The organism is Pseudomonas sp. Z3-8, from assembly GCF_051131975.1.
GTDB lineage: Bacteria > Pseudomonadota > Gammaproteobacteria > Pseudomonadales > Pseudomonadaceae > Aquipseudomonas.
In genome coordinates this window covers 5707003-5721840 of record NZ_CP071643.1, presented here as the reverse complement: position 1 = coordinate 5721840, position 14838 = coordinate 5707003, and the positions used below count along the sequence as shown (strand labels likewise).

The following is a 14838-nucleotide window of genomic DNA, read 5'->3' as shown; positions in this document are numbered from 1 at the left end:
TTCGCTTGGTTACAATCGAAATCCGACGAGTAACACGACTTGTGCACAATTCTCTAAGTTACTGTTTTTTGGGCGGAACTTAACGTTATTTCGCCGGTCTTTAGCTACTTCGGACAGGCCGTTTTTTTGAAAAACGGCCTTTTTTGTGCCCGTTGGAAAAGTGCCCGAGGGGCCAGAAGCGCCCCTCGGAATTGCTTCAGGCCGACTTGGCCATGATCAACCCGTTCGCGCTTGCGGCTTCGAGACGGATAGCCACGAACTTCGAGGTCGGGGTGTGGCTGCCGTCGCCGGTGCTTTCCAGCGGCACCAGCGGGTTCACTTCAGGGTAATAGGCGGCAGCCTGTCCGGCCGGGATATCAAAGGCCAACAGGGTAAAGCCCTTGACCCGGCGCTCGCGGCCGTCATCCCAGAGCGAGACGATGTCTGCCTTCTGCCCTGGCTTGAAGCCCAGGCGGATGATGTCCGCTTCGTTGACGAACAACACGTCACGTTGGCCCTTCACGCCACGATAGCGATCATCGAGGCCATAAATCGTGGTGTTGTACTGGTCATGCGAGCGCATGGATTGCAGGATCAGGTCCGGCAACTGGCCTGTAGCCCGGGTGCGTTCGTGGATCAGGTCGGTCGGCAACAGGTTGGGCTTGAAGTTGGCGCGGCCCGAAGGCGTGTTCCAGCGACGTGCCCCCGCGCTGTTACCCAGGTAGAAGCCGCCGGGGTTCTTGAGTTTTTCGTTGAAATCCTTGAAACCAGGGATGGTCTCGGCGATCAGGTCGCGGATGCGGCTGTAATCGGCCACCAGCCAGTTCCAATCCACCGGGCGGCTGCCCAGGGTGGCGGCGGCGATGCCGGCAATGATCCACGGCTCGGAGCGCATCTGGTCCGACAGTGGCTGCAATTGGCCGTTCGAGGCGTGGACCATGCTGAAGGAGTCCTCCACGGTCACCGCCTGCGGGCCATCGGCTTGCAGGTCGATGTCAGTCCGGCCCAGGCAGGGCAGGATCAGCGCTTCCTTGCCATGGGCCAGGTGGCTGCGGTTGAGCTTGGTGCTGATCTGTACCGTCAGGTCGCAATTGCCAAGGGCCTGGAAGGTCCGGTGGCTGTCTGGCGTAGCCTGGGCGAAGTTGCCGCCCAGAGCGATGAACACCTTGGCCCGGCCCTCGGCCATGGCGTGGATCGCCTCGACCACGTTGTGGCCGTTTTCACGCGGTACCTTGAACTGGAAGCGCCGTTCCAGAGCGTCGAGGAATGCAACGGGCGGGCGCTCGTTGATTCCCATGGTCCGGTCGCCCTGCACGTTGCTGTGGCCACGCACCGGGCACAGGCCGGCGCCTGGCTTGCCAATGTTGCCGCGCAGCATCATCAGGTTGGCGATTTCCTGGATCGTCGCCACCGAATGGCGGTGCTGGGTGATACCCATCGCCCAGCACATGATCACGTTCTTGGCCTTGGCATACATACGCGCCGCTTGTTCGATTTCGGCGAGCGTCAACCCGGATTGCTCGGCGATCTGCTCCCAAGGGGTGTCGTCGACCATCGCCAGGTAATCCAGGACGTTGGCGCTGTGCTCGTTGAGGAACGCATGATCGAACACCGCAGGGGCGCCGCTGTTCTGCGCGTCACGTTCCCATTGCAGCAGGAACTTCGCCATGCCCCGCAGCACGGCCATGTCGCCGCCCAGAGCTGGGCGGAAATACGCGGTGTTGGTGGGTTTGTCGCCGTTGGTAAGCATTTCCAGCGGGTGTTGCGGATGTTGGAAACGCTCCAGGCCACGCTCTTTCAGCGGGTTGATACACACCACCTGGGCGCCGCGCTTCACGGCTTCGCGCAGCGGTTCGAGCATCCGCGGGTGGTTGGTGCCGGGGTTCTGGCCCCAGACGAAAATCGCATCGGCATGCTCGAAGTCGTCAAAGGTTACCGTGCCCTTGCCCACCCCGACACTTTGAGACAGGGCCACGCCGCTGGCCTCATGGCACATGTTCGAGCAGTCGGGGAAATTGTTGGTGCCGTAGGCGCGCACGAATAGCTGGTATAGATATGCCGCTTCATTGCTCGCGCGGCCCGAGGTATAGAATTCGGCCTGGCTCGGGCTGGACAGCCCTTGCAAGTGTTTGCCGATCATAGCGAACGCGGCTTCCCAGCTGATGGGCTTGTAGCGGTCGGTTTGCGCGTCGTAGCTCATCGGCTCCGTCAGGCGGCCCTGGTATTCGAGCCAGTAGTCGCTCTGCTCCAGCAACGAGGTCACGCTGTGCTTGGCGAAAAAAGCCGCGTCGACACGACGCTTGGTCGCTTCCCAGTTCACCGCCTTGGCGCCGTTCTCGCAGAACTTGACCATGCCGCTTTCCGGCGAGTCACCCCAGGCGCAGCCAGGGCAGTCGAAACCGCCGTTCTGGTTGGTCTTGAGCATCATGCGAATGTTTTTCAGCGCGTTATCGCTGGTCAGCCAGGCCTGGGCGACGCTGATCAGCGCGCCCCAACCACCGGCCGGGCCCTTGTAAGGCTTGTAGCGCGGTGCGGGTTTCTGGTTGGCTTGTTGATGATTGCTCACGCTTGATTCTCCATCGCAGGGCTGTAGACCCGCGGCGCACTTTTTTGCGGCAGGTGGATGAGGTTGAGGTTGTGTTGGCGAGCCCACTGCACGGCGAGGCCCGTGGGCGACGACAGGCTGACCAGCGTCTGGATGCCCGCACGCAATACTTTTTGAATCAATTCCAGGCTGCAGCGGCTGGTGACGATCGCCAGGCCCCCGGCTATCGGGATCTGCTGTCGGATCAGCGCACCGATCAATTTGTCGAGGGCGTTGTGGCGACCGATGTCTTCGCGGCCCAGCAGCAGTTCACCCTGGTCATTCATGAACAGCGCCGCGTGTACCGCGCCGCAGTGCTGGCCCAGGGGTTGGAACTGGCCGATGCGCTGGCGCAGGCCGTCAAGCCATTGCGCCGGTGGCAGCGGTGCGCCCGGCAGCGTCTTGAGGTTGGGCAGCGCCTGCTCCACCGCCTCCACCCCGCACAGCCCGCAACCGCTGGTGCCGGCCAGTTGCCGGCGTTGTTGCTTGAGGTTCCAGAAGGCGCGGTTGGCAATGGTGACCTGGGCATATTGCGCGGAACCGGCTCCGCTCAGTTGCAGGTCGTAGATATCCGCCGGGTCTTCGATGATGCCGCTGCCGAGGCTGAAGCCGACGATAAAATCTTCCAGGTCAGTGGGCGTGACCAACATTACCGCTTGGCTGATGCCGTTATAGGCAATCGCCAACGCCACTTCCTCGGCCAGCGCGGCGCTGTCCGATTGCGAGTGGTCCAGGTTGCAGTAGCGATAGCTCTGGCTGGCGGCTGGCTTGGAGGCTTCCAAGGCAGGCGCAGGACAGACCGGAGGCTTGTCGTTCATGGGCATCACTGAGAGTAGGAATAGTCCTAAGACTAAATGCGGCAATCTGCCACGTCTAATCGCTATTACTGATCCTTCAATAGATGACGTCGATCAAGGAGTGATTACTGATTGCTGATAAAGGGCGAAACAGGCCTCCGCCAATGCCGAGCGTGGGGCACCGCGCCGCATGATCAGCCCCAGCGGAACCAGCGTCTGGGCGCTGTCGATGGGCTGGATTCGCAGGTCTTCGGTGAGCTTCAGCCCGCTTTCCAGCGGTACCACGGCGCAACACAGTCCGCCGTGCACAGCTTGTAGCAATTGGTGCACCGCGTCGGTTTGCAGCAGCGGTTGGGGTGTCAGCCCCCGGCTGTGGAAGTGATGGTCGATGGATTGGCGAAAATGCATGCCGCTGGTGAGCATACCCAGGGGCAGCTCCACCAGCGCTTCCCAGCTCAGCGGTTCTTCGCCAAAAAAGAAAAACCGTTGATCGTATAGCAGGCCCATGCGGGTATGGGCGAAGGGCAGGGCTTCAAAACGCTCGTTGTCCAGACGTTCCAGGTAGGAAATGCCCAAGTCGATCCGGTTGTTCGCCAATTGTTCGAGAATGCGTTCGGAGCTCAGGGACGACAATTCGAAACGCAGGCTGGGATGGTCGGTGTGCAGGCGCTGCATCATCGCCAGCGGGTCGAAATCCGACAGCGGAACCACGCCCAGGCGCAGCGTGCCCACCAGGTTGCCGCGACAGGCCGCCGCTTCGGCCTGTAGTCCGTCGTAGGCCGCCAACACCGTGCGCGCCCAGGCCAGCACCCGCTCACCCGGTGCGGTAAAACCCTCGAAGCGCTGGCCGCGATTGACCAGTGGCAAACCCAGCTCCTCCTCCAGGCTGCGCAGGCGCATCGACAAGGTGGGCTGGGTGATGTGACAGCGGGCGGCAGCCTGGCCGAAGTGGCGGGTTTCTTCGAGCGCGATAAGAAATTTCAGCTGCTTGATGTCCATCTTCGCTCCTGGGCGCGGGAAGATTCGGATTCTAGCGCCTTGACGGTGGCGAGGTCATTGGTCGGTTGGGAAACGGGGTCGGTTGGCTTGGTCTAGTCTTTTGCGTCTGGATACCTGAACCCATGGAGTGAATACGATGAGTCTTTTCAGTTTCTTGAAAGATGCCGGTGAAAAAATCCTCGATGCGCTGACGCCCGACAAGGCAGAAGCCAACAGCGAAGCGTTGACCAAGCATGTACAGGAGGCCCTGACAGGGATCGATACTTCAAAGATTCAGGTCAAGGTCGAAGGTGAGAAAGTCATCGCCACGGGTGAAGCCGCAACTCAGGAAGAGAAGGAAAAGATTCTCCTGGCGCTGGGCAACGTGGCCGGTATCAGCGGTGTCGATGACCAGATCACCGTGACCGGCCCGGTCGCGACGCAGGCCAAATTCGTCACCGTGGAAAAAGGCGACACCTTGAGCGCCATTTCCAAGCGGGTTTACGGCGACCCGAACAAGTACAACAAGATTTTCGAAGCCAACAAACCGATGCTCAAGCACCCGGACAAGATCTACCCAGGGCAGTCACTGCGTATTCCTGAATAGGATTTGAGCCCGGCGGTGTCCTTATCGCGAGCAGGCTCGCTCTCACAGAGATTACTGGTTCGCCGCGAGCCAAGGTGGGAGCGAGCCTGCACGCGATGAGGACGGTGGGTGCGGTTCAAAGCCCGGCAATCAAATCCCGATAATCTCTGACGGCATCGAACTCCCCCGTATCCTTCGGCCCCTTGCGACTGTCCGGCTCGCTGACCGCCAGCAAATGTGCGATGCCAAAATCCCGGGCGCTGCGCAATACCGGCAGGGTATCGTCGATGAACAGGCTGCGGGCCGGGTCGAAGTCAAGGTCGGCTTGCAGTGCGTCCCAGAACTGCGGGCTTTCCTTGGGAAAACCGTAGTCGTGGGAGCTGATCAAACGCTCGAAATACCGAGCCAGTTCGATGCGTTCCAGCTTCAGGGACAACGAGTCGCGATGGGCGTTGGTGATCATCACGACCCGTTTGCCGGCCTGCTGGATGGCTGCCAGAAACGTATCGGCGTCCGGGCGCAGGGCGATCAGGTGGGCGGTTTCCAGCTTCAGTTCGCGCACCGGCAGCTTCAGCTCGGCACTCCAGAAATCCAGGCAGTACCACTGCAACTGGCCGGCGTTGCGCTCGAACAGCGGCTGCAGTTCCATCTCCGCCATGGCCCGGCTGACGCCATGCAGTTCGGCATAGCGCTGGGGCAGGTGCTCCAGCCAGAAGTGATTGTCGTAATGCAGGTCCAGCAGGGTGCCGTCCATGTCCAGCAGAACCGTATCGATCTCGTGCCAGGGCAACAACGCCATAAAAAACTTCTCCAGCGGTAATCAGATATCCGACGCAAACAATCAGGATAGGCCGGGTATAGTAGCCTGCTATCGCTCAGGGAGCCGTTTATGCGCCAGACACCCACCATACTCGACCGACGGATCGTCGCCACCAGCCGCCTGTTTTGCGTGGAAGAACTGAAACTGCGCTTTTCCAACGGTGTGGAACGCACCTACGAACGCCTGGCGGGCAAGGGCGCAGGTTACGGTGCGGTGATGATCGTGGCGATGCTCGACGCCGACCATGCGGTGCTGGTGGAAGAGTATTGCGGCGGTACCGAGGCCTACGAATGGTCTCTGCCCAAGGGCCTGATCGAGCCAGGTGAAGATGTGCTGGCGGCGGCCGAGCGCGAGCTCAAGGAGGAAGCCGGTTTTGGCGCCCGTCAACTGGAACACCTGACTGAGTTGTCATTGTCTCCCGGCTACATGAGCCAGAAGATCCAGGTGGTGCTGGCGACCGATCTATACGAGGAGCGTCTGGAAGGCGACGAGCCCGAGCCAATGCGTGTGGACAAGGTCAACCTGGGCGAGCTGTCGGCCCTGGCGCAGAACCCTCAATTCACCGAGGGCCGGGCGTTGGCGGCGTTGTACCTGGCCCGCGATCTGCTGACTCAGCGCGGAGCCTACCTGCCATGAATTTTCCGCATCCCCTGATGGCCCCGGTTATCGAGCTGGCGCTCACGGCTGGCGACGCGATCCTGCCCTTCTGGCGGGCCGATGTGGAGGTCGTGCGCAAGGCCGACGAATCGCCGGTGACCGCCGCCGACATGGCAGCTCATCATGTGATCGTGGCCGGGCTCAAAGCCCTGGCGCCGGATATCCCGATCCTTTCCGAAGAGGATGCCGATATTGCGCAAAGCGTCCGCGCCGGCTGGCAACGCTGGTGGCTGGTGGATCCGCTGGACGGCACCAAGGAATTCATTTCCGGCAGCGAGGAATTTACCGTAAATATCGCCCTGATCGAGGGCGGGCGAGTGGTGTTCGGTGTAGTGTCGATGCCCACCAACGGTCGTTATTATGCCGGCGGTGCAGGCCTGGGTGCCTGGCGCGGCGACAGGAATGCCGAGCCTGGGGCCATTGTGGTGCGTAACGTGCTGGCGCGCGGTGAAACCTTTACGGTGGTCGCGAGCCGCCGTCATACCAGCCCGGAGCAGGAACGCCTGTTGGGCGGTTTGAGCGAAAGCCTGGGGGCGCTGCAATTGACCAATATCGGCAGTTCGCTGAAGTTCTGCCTTTTGGCTGAAGGTGCGGCGGATTGCTACCCGCGTCTGGCGCCGACGTCGCAGTGGGACACCGCCGCTGCCCAGGGCGTGCTGGAGGGCGCGGGTGGCGAGGTACTTGACCTGCAGGGCCAGCCGTTCTGCTATCCGGCACGCGAGTCGTTATTGAATACGTCTTTCCTGGCGCTTCCGGCGAAAGCGCCGTGGCGTGGGAAGTTGCTGGAGCTGGCTCGTTCTTAAAATCTGATCTTTTAGCCCAGAAGCTTTTGTGGCGAGGGAGCTTGCTCCCGCTGGGCCGGTCCGACGCTTCGGGCGAAGCGGCCCCAAAGCGTCTGCTGCGCAGCCGAGCGGGAGCAAGCTCCCTCGTCACGGGGTCTATGCGCCAATCAGCGATGCAGCACGTACTGCCCTTCAAACTGCACCGCCACGTCCTCGCTATCCACATTTACCACCTGCGTCTGCAAGGCCAGCCTTGCCCGTCCGTAGCGACGATAAGTGGCCAGGAAGCGCGTCCAGGTCTTTTCATCGGGCGCCTCACAGATGACGGTCGCGTCGCGGGTAACCGGTTGCGGATAACTGATCTGCCCTTCCTGGATCACAATGTGCCCGTCTTCGATGCCTTCCTCGCGCAGCGCCAGGTGCAGCCAGCCCCAGCCACCGAGCACGGCGCCGCAATACAGGCTGCCGCCGAACATGGTGCTCTTGTGGTTGACATTGGCTGCGATCGGCAGGAACAAGCGTAGCTGCCGGGCTTGCCAGCCGAGCACCTTCAGTCCCATGTCCTGCGTCAGCGGGATGTCCCGGTGCAGGATCGTTTCCAGGTAGTGGCTGTCGCGGTTCATACAGGCCCTCTTGGCTGAAAGTGAAAGGGTGGAGCTCAATCCGACTCTTCGGTCGGGCCATGGCTGCTGTCGCCGAAGTTCAGCCCGTGTTTGCGCAACTTGTCGTGCAGCGTCTTGCGCGGAATGCCCAAGGCTTCGGCGAGGCTGCGTACGGAGCTGTGGGAACGGGCCAGTTCGGCAGCGATCAGGGTTTTTTCAAAGTTCTCCACCTGCTCGCTCAGGCCGCCGCTGATCACATCCACCGCAGCGGGGCTGCTGTCCGGCGCGCTGCTGTCCAGTGCCAGTTCCAGGCCCAGGGCAAAACGTTCGGCGGCGTTCTGCAATTCGCGCACGTTACCCGGCCAGCTGTGGCGTAACAGCAGCGCCCGGTGGGGCGGCAGCAGTTCGTGCGGCGGCAGGCCATGGCGGGTGCTGGCTTCGTTGGCAAAGTGCTGGAACAGCATCAGCACATCTTCGCCGCGTTCGCGCAACGGCGGAATACGCAGCGGCGCGACGTTCAGACGGTAATACAGGTCGGCGCGAAAACGGCCCTGGTCGGCGGCCTGGCGCAGGTCTTCCTTGGTGGCGGCGATGACGCGGATATCCAGCGGGATCTGCTGGTTGCCCCCCAGCCGTTCCACTACGCGCTCTTGCAGCAGGCGCAGCAGTTTGACCTGTACGTCCATACTCATGCTTTCGATTTCATCGAGGAACAATGTGCCGCCATTGGCGAATTCGAACTTGCCGATGCGGCGTTTTTGCGCGCCGGTGAAGGCGCCGGGCTCGTGGCCGAACAGTTCGCTTTCCACCACTGACTCAGCCAGGGCGCCGGCGTTGATCGCCACGAAGGGCCCGTTGCGCCGGCTTGAGAGGTCGTGCAGTGCGCGGGCGACCACTTCCTTGCCGGCCCCGGTTTCACCGAGGATCAACACGTCGGCGCGGGTCGCCGCCAAGGCGCCGATCTGCTCGCGCAGGCGCAGCATGGGCGCCGATTGGCCAACCAGGCGGGCGCTGAGTTCATGCCGGTCACTAAGGGCCAGGCGCAGGCTGCGGTTGTCCAGGACCAGGCGACGCAAGGCCAGGGCTCGGCGAACGCTGTCGAGCAGATGATCGCTGGCGAAGGGCTTCTCCAGGAAGTCATAGGCCCCGGCGCGCATTGCCTGGACCGCCAGCGGTACATCGCCGTGGCCGGTAATCAACAGGACCGGCAGCTCCGGATCCTGTGCGTGCAGCTGGTTCAGCAGTTCAAGGCCGTCCATGCCGGGCATGCGAATGTCGCTGACAACCACGCCGGGCCAGTCTCGCGGCAATTGCCCGGCCAAGCCATTGGCCTCGCCCAGGGGGAGGATCTTCAGGCCGGCCAGGTCGAGGGTCTGGCTCAAGGCCTGACGCAGGTGGGGATCGTCGTCGATCAGCACCACCTCAATCTGGTTATCGATGGTCATACACTACGGTCCTCGGACGGTTGCAGGCTCACCCCGGGCGCGCCCGCGCGCAGCTTCAGGGTAATCAGGGCGCCGCCTTCCTTGTGATTGGCGAACAACAGCTCGCCGCCGAAGGCGCGCATCAGGGTGTCGCAGATCGCCAGCCCCAGGCCAAGACCCTGGGTGCGGGTCTTGGTGGTATAGAAAGGCTCGCCGGCCCGGCCCAGGGCTTCCATGCAGAACCCCGGGCCGTTATCGCGTATGTACAGGTTGACGCCGGTTTCCGTTGCCTGGGCACTGAGCCAGAGTCTGCGCGGCGGGCCCTTTTCGGTCAGGGCATCAAGGGCGTTTGCCAGCAGGTTGCCCAGCACCTGGCGCAAGCGTGTTTCGCCGGCCTCGACCCACAAGGTGGCGGCCGGCAGGTCACGGATCAGTTCCACTTCCATGCTGCGCCGACGTTTGGCGAGCAGCGCCAAGGCATCGTCCAACGCCGGTTGCAGGGCGACGCTTTCCGGCGCGTGGCGGTCGCGGCGGGCAAAAGCGCGCAAATGGGCGATGATCGAGGCCATGCGCCCGGTCAGTTCGCTGATCAGCTTGAGATTGCCCCGGGCGTCGTCGGTGCGCTGATGGTCGAGCAGGATCTCGGCGTTTTCCGCGTAGCTTCGAATGGCCGCCAGCGGCTGGTTGAGTTCATGGCTGATGCTCGCCGACATGGTGCCAAGGGCCGACAGCTTGCCGGCCTGCACCAGGTCGTCCTGGGCGCGGACCAGCTCCTGCTGGGCCTGCTCGCGCTCCAGCACTTCCTGGCGCAGGCGCCGGTTGAGGCCTTCCAGGTCACTGGTGCGTTCCGCCACCCGACCTTCCAGCTCATGCCGGGCCTTGGCTTCGAAGGCGATCCGTTCCAGGTAATGGCGCCGGCGCTGCATCATCAACCCGAGCAGCAACATCAAGACCAGCAACGCCGAGCCACCAATGACCACCACCGTGCGCACCGGACGATCGATCAGCGTTCGCGGGGCCAGGATGCTCACGTTCCAGCCAGTCTCTTCGATGACCTGGGTCTGGGTCAGCCAGGCATTGGCGTCCAGATGAAGCGGCTTCGGATCGCGGGTCGGGTAGGGTTGGACCGCGCTGATTGCCTTGCTCTCTTCGGTGCTCAAAGGGCGGGTTGCGCGAAACCGCCACTCCTGGCGTGAAGTCAGGATTACCACGCCATTATGGTCGGTCACCAGCAATTGCTCAGGGGTCTTGCCCCACAGGCTTTCGGTGTGGTCCAGGTCGACCTTGACCACCAGTACGCCAATGACTTTTTCGCGATCACGTACGGCGGCGGCAAAGAAGTAACCGCGCTTGCCCGACGTGGTGCCCAGGCCGAAGAAGCGTCCAAGACGCCCGGCCATGGCTTCGATGTAGTACGGGCGGAAAGCAAAATTGCGCCCGACGAAACTGTCGTGCTTATCCCAGTTCGATGCCGCCAGGGTCTTGCCAGTGGTGTCCATCAAGTACATGACTTCAGCGCCAGTCTGGGCGCTGATGTTCTTCAGCAATCGATTGGCATTGCCCTGGGTAACGCCATCATCCGGCGCAGACAGGACTGCGCGCAGGGGCGGCAGCTCGCCAAGAATCTGCGGCAGCACTTCATAGCGGTGCAGGGTGCCCAACAGGTTGGCGACGTAGAGATCGAGCGTCTGGCGATTCTGCCCGGCCAGCTCGCTGCGGTAGTAACGCTCCGCCAGGTGCTCCAGCGGCCACAGCAACGGCGCCAGGCACAGGGCCAGCAGTGCCAGGCTGCGCCAACGGGGTCTGCGGGGGAGAGTGGAATTCATGAGCATGATGCGCCTGTGGGGACAGGCGCATTATGCCTAGGACGCACGCCAGCGTCTTCGATCAGGCGAAGACGTCCGCATGCTCCAGGGTCGAAGCCGCCAGGTCCTTGCCGGACAGTTGCGGCTGGATATCTCCCAATTGCCAGTCGATGTTCAGTGTGGGGTCGTTCCACAACAGGCTGCGTTCGGATGTCGGGTCGTAGTAGTTGGTGGTCTTGTAGAGGAATTCCGCGAATTCACTCAAGACCACAAAGCCGTGGGCGAACCCTGGTGGCACCCAGAGTTGACGGTGATTGTCGGCGCTGAGGCGTACCGCAACCCATTTTCCGAAATTCGGCGAGCTGCGGCGGATGTCCACGGCCACATCAAGCACTTCACCGGCGGTGACACGCACGAGTTTGCCCTGGGTGTTCTGCAATTGGTAATGCAGGCCGCGCAGCACGCCTTTCAGCGAGCGGGAATGGTTGTCCTGCACGAATTGAGTGTCGATGCCGGTCGCGTCCTTGAATGCCTTGGCGTTGAAGCTTTCATAAAAAAAACCGCGCTCGTCACCAAATACCTTGGGTTCGATGATCAGGACACCGGGCAGATCGGTGGCGATTACATTCATTGGGTGTCTCCATGGGAATGGCAGCAGCAAGGATGTCCATTCTTGCCCAAAGCAGTGGTCGGCGCGAGCCCCGAGTCAAAGAGGGGGTTGCTTATCCAACGACTCGGTGGCGAGATAGGCATCCAGACAAAACCACCCCAGGGGTCGTTGTATGCCACTCGCCACGTTGGTTCACCGTGCCAGTTTGCCAAGCCCACAGATCAGCGCCGAACAGGCACTGGTACTGCTGCGCTCGAATTACGGACTCAGCGGTGACCTGCGACCCCTTGGCAGTCATCAGGACCTCAACTACCGCGTTGACAGCGAACGCGGGCGGTTCGTGCTGAAAATCTGCCATGGCGACTACGCCGTCCAAGAGCTCCAGGCCCAACATGCCGCGCTCAAGCAGTTGGCCGGGCACGGCGCGGTGAAGGTGCCGCGGGTGATCGAGGCCGCCAATGGCCAGGACCTGCTGACGCTTGAAGTCGACGGGCAAGCGATACACATGCGCGTGCTCGAGTACATCGACGGCCAGTCCCTCACCCAACTCAAGCACCTCACGCCTGACCTGGTGACTGGGCTGGGCCGCCTGTGCGCCGACATGGACCTGGCCTTGGCCACGTTCGACCACCCGGGCCTGGAGCGAACCCTGCAATGGGACGCGCGCCACGCGCCAGCCTTGATCGATCACCTGTTGCCTGTCATCGACGATGACCAGCGGCGTCAGTTGATCGCCGACGTCGCACAGCAGGCCGAACGGCGCTTGCAGCCGCTCAAGGCCAGCCTGCCGATGCAGGCGATCCACATGGACATCACCGATGACAACGTGGTCTGGCAACGCGATGCGCAGCGCCAATGGCAACTGCAGGGCGTCATCGATTTCGGCGACCTGATTCGCACCTGGCGTGTCACCGATCTGTCGGTCACCTGCGCGGCGCTGTTACATCATGCCGATGCAGATCCGTTTTTCATCCTGCCGGCGATCAAGGCCTATCACGCGGTCAATTCCTTGCAGCGTGAAGAGCTCCAGGCGCTTTGGCCGTTGATCGTGGCCCGCGCCGCTGTGCTGGTACTTAGCGGAGAGCAACAGGTCGCTGTCGATCCGGATAACCAATATGCTCGCGACAATCTCAGGCATGAATGGGAAATCTTCAACGTCGCCCATTCCGTGCCGCTTGAGTTGATGGAAGCGGCGATCCTTGCCGCCGTGGGCCATAGCCTGCCGCCCCTTGGCAATGAGGGTTTCGCACCGCTGTTGCCGACTTTGGTGGGGCGTGATTTCGCCCTGATCGACCTGGGTGTGCTCAGCCCGCACTTCGAGGCGGGCAATTGGGAGCAGCCGGGGATCGATCAGCGCCTGCTGAGCGAAGCGGCCGCCGTGCATGGCTTGGCAGCCAGCCGTTACGGGCAGTATCGGTTGTCCCGCACCCGGCCGGACAGTGCCGAAGAGCCCGATACTTATCCGCTCCATGTGGAACTGCACATTCCTCACGGTACGCCGCTGGAATCGCCCTTCGCCGGGGTGTTGCACAGGGATGTTGACGGCTTGCTTCGGCTCGATGGCCCGCAACTGAGCGTGCGTTTGTGGGGCGTTTCCTCGCCGCTGCAATCCGGGGCCGCGCTGGCAAAGGGTCAGGTAGTGGGCGAGGTGGCTGGCCCGTTGCTGGTCCAGCTGTGCCGGGGCGCGAATCTGGCCCCGCCGTTGTTCTGCGCACCGTCCCGGGCGCAGGCCTGGCAAGCGCTCTGCCCATCACCCGCGGTGCTGTTGGGGCTGGCTTGCGATGCCGAGCCGGAAATCGATCCGCAGGCGCTGCTGGCCCGTCGCGATGCCAGTTTTGCCCGTTCGCAGAAGCACTACTACGTCGACCCGCCGCGCATCGAGCGTGGCTGGCGCAACCACCTGATCGACATGCAGGGCCGCTCGTACCTCGACATGCTCAACAATGTCGCGGTGCTGGGCCATGGCCATCCGCGCATGGCGGCGGTCGCGGCCAGGCAGTGGTCGCTGCTTAACACCAACTCGCGTTTCCACTACGCGGCGATCGCCGAGTTTTCCGAACGCCTGCTGGCGCTGGCGCCGTCGAACATGGACCGGGTGTTCCTGGTCAACAGCGGCACCGAAGCCAACGACCTGGCTATCCGCCTGGCCTGGGCCTACAGCGGCGGACGCGACATGCTCAGCGTGCTGGAGGCCTATCACGGCTGGTCGGTGGCGGCCGATGCGGTCTCGACGTCCATCGCCGACAATCCCCAGGCCCTCAGCAGCCGTCCGGACTGGGTGCACCCGGTGACGGCGCCGAACACCTATCGTGGTGAATTCCGCGGTATCGACAGTGCGCCGGACTACGTGCGCAGCGTCGAGCACAACCTGGCAAAAATCGCCGAACAAAAACGTCAGCTCGCCGGCTTCATCTGCGAGCCGGTATATGGCAATGCCGGCGGCATCGCGCTGCCACCGGGGTACCTGAAACAGGTCTATGCCTTGGTGCGCGAGCGCGGTGGTGTCTGTATCGCCGACGAGGTGCAAGTCGGCTACGGGCGCATGGGCGAGTTTTTCTGGGGCTTCGAGGAGCAAGGCGTGGTGCCGGACATCATCACCATGGCCAAGGGCATGGGCAACGGTCAGCCGCTGGGGGCCGTCATCACCCGCCGGGAAATCGCCGAGGCGCTGGAAGCCGAGGGGTATTTTTTCTCTTCCGCCGGCGGCAGCCCGGTCAGTTGCCAGATCGGCATGGCCGTGCTGGACGTCATGGAGGAAGAAAACCTGTGGGAAAACGCCCGGATCGTTGGCGGACATTTCAAGGCCCGCCTGGAAGCGCTGATCGACCAGTATCCATTGGTCGGAGCGGTGCATGGCTCCGGGTTCTACCTGGGCGTGGAGCTGATCCGCAATCGCGACACCCTCGAACCGGCCACCGAGGAAACCACCGCGCTGTGCAATCGCCTGCGGGAGTTGGGCATCTTCATGCAGCCGACTGGTGATTACCTGAACATCCTCAAGATCAAGCCACCGATGGTCACCAGTCGCCAGAGCGTGGACTTCTTCGTCGACATGCTGGCAAAAGCGCTGGAGGAGGGGTTGTAGTTTATCCGGCACAGCACGCTGTTTTTTCCTGTGGGGGCGAGCCTGCTCGCGAAAGCGGTGGATCAGTCAACGTAAATGTTGAATGTTCCCCCCTCTTCGCGAGCAGGCTCGCTCCCACAGGTTTATTGG

The 14838-nt window shown here is 62.4% G+C and carries 12 protein-coding genes; 4 read left to right on the top strand and 8 right to left on the bottom strand.

What is annotated here, in order from left to right; genetic code table 11:
* Positions 1-196: 196 nt before the first annotated feature.
* The 3 genes from J3P94_RS26010 to J3P94_RS26000 all read right to left on the bottom strand — a co-directional run bounded on the left by J3P94_RS26010 (position 197) and on the right by J3P94_RS26000 (position 4359).
* Complete coding sequence (locus J3P94_RS26010; RefSeq protein ID WP_434570335.1) at positions 197-2545, bottom strand: FdhF/YdeP family oxidoreductase; 2349 nt, start codon at positions 2543-2545, stop codon at positions 197-199.
* Positions 2542-3381, bottom strand: a complete 840-nt coding sequence (gene fdhD / locus J3P94_RS26005) for a formate dehydrogenase accessory sulfurtransferase FdhD (protein ID WP_434570333.1) — start codon at positions 3379-3381, stop codon at positions 2542-2544. The genes J3P94_RS26010 and fdhD overlap by 4 nt, the downstream gene beginning before the upstream one ends.
* Before the next feature lie 93 nt (positions 3382-3474).
* A complete protein-coding gene (locus J3P94_RS26000; protein WP_434570330.1) occupies positions 3475-4359 on the bottom strand; it encodes a LysR family transcriptional regulator in 885 nt (294 codons plus the stop codon).
* 136 nt (positions 4360-4495) lie between these two features.
* Between J3P94_RS26000 and lysM the strand changes: the two genes are divergently transcribed.
* Positions 4496-4945, top strand: a complete 450-nt coding sequence (lysM, locus tag J3P94_RS25995; protein WP_434570328.1) for a peptidoglycan-binding protein LysM — start codon at positions 4496-4498, stop codon at positions 4943-4945.
* Between the two features lie 115 nt (positions 4946-5060).
* Here the strand turns inward: lysM and yrfG are convergent, their stop codons facing one another.
* Entirely contained in the window at positions 5061-5723 is a 663-nt protein-coding gene (gene yrfG / locus J3P94_RS25990) for a GMP/IMP nucleotidase (RefSeq protein ID WP_434570326.1), read from the bottom strand.
* Positions 5724-5813: 90 nt separating this feature from the next.
* Between yrfG and nudE the strand changes: the two genes are divergently transcribed.
* A complete protein-coding gene (gene nudE, locus J3P94_RS25985) occupies positions 5814-6380 on the top strand; it encodes an ADP compounds hydrolase NudE (RefSeq protein WP_305497515.1) in 567 nt (188 codons plus the stop codon).
* Positions 6377-7204, top strand: coding sequence for a 3'(2'),5'-bisphosphate nucleotidase CysQ (cysQ, locus tag J3P94_RS25980; protein WP_434570324.1), 828 nt, complete (start codon positions 6377-6379; stop codon positions 7202-7204). Before nudE ends, cysQ begins: the two co-directional genes overlap by 4 nt.
* A gap of 146 nt (positions 7205-7350) precedes the next feature.
* On the opposite strand, the gene J3P94_RS25975 is transcribed toward cysQ, so the two are convergent.
* The 4 genes from J3P94_RS25975 to rfbC form a co-directional block, all read right to left on the bottom strand.
* Positions 7351-7806, bottom strand: a complete 456-nt coding sequence (locus J3P94_RS25975) for a YiiD C-terminal domain-containing protein (RefSeq protein WP_434570322.1) — start codon at positions 7804-7806, stop codon at positions 7351-7353.
* Between the two features lie 35 nt (positions 7807-7841).
* Entirely contained in the window at positions 7842-9230 is a 1389-nt protein-coding gene (locus J3P94_RS25970; protein ID WP_434570320.1) for a sigma-54-dependent transcriptional regulator, read from the bottom strand.
* Positions 9227-11035, bottom strand: a complete 1809-nt coding sequence (locus tag J3P94_RS25965) for a sensor histidine kinase (protein WP_434570318.1) — start codon at positions 11033-11035, stop codon at positions 9227-9229. The genes J3P94_RS25970 and J3P94_RS25965 overlap by 4 nt, the downstream gene beginning before the upstream one ends.
* 61 nt (positions 11036-11096) lie before the next feature.
* Positions 11097-11645: a dTDP-4-dehydrorhamnose 3,5-epimerase gene (gene rfbC, locus J3P94_RS25960; RefSeq protein WP_434570316.1), complete on the bottom strand. Its 549-nt coding sequence runs from the start codon at positions 11643-11645 to the stop codon at positions 11097-11099.
* A gap of 151 nt (positions 11646-11796) precedes the next feature.
* Between rfbC and J3P94_RS25955 the strand changes: the two genes are divergently transcribed.
* Positions 11797-14709: an aminotransferase gene (locus J3P94_RS25955; RefSeq protein WP_434570314.1), complete on the top strand. Its 2913-nt coding sequence runs from the start codon at positions 11797-11799 to the stop codon at positions 14707-14709.
* The last annotated feature ends 129 nt before the right edge of the window (positions 14710-14838 follow it).